The organism is Nonomuraea sp. NEAU-A123, assembly GCF_018603905.1.
Lineage (GTDB): Bacteria > Actinomycetota > Actinomycetes > Streptosporangiales > Streptosporangiaceae > Nonomuraea.
The window spans coordinates 1-1,296 of record NZ_JAHFZZ010000076.1 but is presented as its reverse complement, the minus strand read 5'-3'; the positions used below and the strand labels follow the sequence as shown (position 1 = coordinate 1,296).

Here is a 1,296-nt window from a genome sequence, read left to right as displayed (position 1 = left end):
AGAGCCTGCTGACGAAGGGCTTTGGTGTCGGGGCACGGGTCAGGAGAGTGTCGGGGTGTGGTCATCGTTGGGCAGTTGACCCGTGGACGGGAGCGGGCTCCCGGTAGCTGAGGTGTTGTCTATGCAGCTCAGCGGCCAGGAGCCCGTGGTTGTCTGTCTACACGCCTGCGGCCGTGAACGCCAGCGGTTGCGCCTCACCGGGATGCGCATGTCGCGACCGGAAACCGGCATACCCGTCGGATCTGGCCGATGCCGAATGGTTGGTGCTGGAGCGCGAGGCACGGGGAGTGATGGCCGAACTGGTCGCGGTCGCGGGCAGGCCGATGGTGCATGACCTGCGCGCGATGCTGGACGCGATCGGCTACGTGACCCGGTACGGGATCGAGTGGCGGGCCCTGCCGGTCGACTTCCCGCCGCATGAGGCGGTGTATGCGTTTTTTCTGCGCTGGTCCCGTCGCGGCCTGCCCGAACGGCTGGCCGGACGGCTTCGTGGCCGGCTGCGCGTCCTGGCCGGACGGGCGGAACTGCCGACGGCCGGGTGCGTGGACTCCCAGACGGTCAGGGCGTCCGAGACCGTCGGGGCGGCGGCCTGCGGTTATGACGCGGGCAAGAAGCTGAAGGGGCAGAAGCGGCATGTCGTGGTCGACACGCTCGGGCTGCTGTTGTGTGTGATGGTCACCGCGGCGTCGGTGCAAGATCGTGACGGCGCGCATCCGGTGCTGGCCCTGCTGCGGGAGAAGTTCTCCACCGTTCGTCTGGTCTGGGCCGACGGCGGCTATGCCGGACGGCTGGTCACCTGGGCCGGGCAGGTCCTGGGTCTGGCCGTGACGATCGTGCGGCGCAGCGACGATCTGTGCGGCTTCGTCGTGCTGCCTCGCAGGTGGGTGGTGGAGCGGACGTTCGCCTGGCTGGTCCGCTACCGCCGCCTGGTGCGCATCTATGAACGCAGACCCGACCACCACGAAGCGCTGATCTGGTGGGCCACCGTGCACCAGATGACCCGCCGTCTGACACGCGAACTGGCAGGCCGGCCAGCCAGCAGTCGCTGGGGCGACCCGCCACCGCTCCCGCACCTGTCCAGCCCCGACCGGCGTGGCAAGGTCCTGCAACTGCTGGCCGCTCAGCCCTGGCGGGCCTGGAAGGGAAGCGAACTGGCCGCCATCCTCGAAATCGAGAACATCAACAGCTTCCGCGTCCAGCTGTCCCAATGGTCTCACCAGGGCTACCTCAACAAGATCGGACCAGCCCTCTACGGCCCCCTGCCCACCAGCACTTAAGCCTTTGTCAGCAGGCTCT

At 68.2% G+C, this 1,296-nt stretch carries 1 protein-coding gene; it reads left to right on the top strand.

All coding sequences use genetic code 11. The features are described from left to right. Positions 1 to 173: 173 nt before the first annotated feature. Positions 174 to 1,277, top strand: a complete 1,104-nt coding sequence (locus KLK06_RS59405) for an IS5 family transposase (RefSeq protein WP_308169072.1) — start codon at positions 174 to 176, stop codon at positions 1,275 to 1,277. Positions 1,278 to 1,296 lie beyond the last annotated feature (19 nt).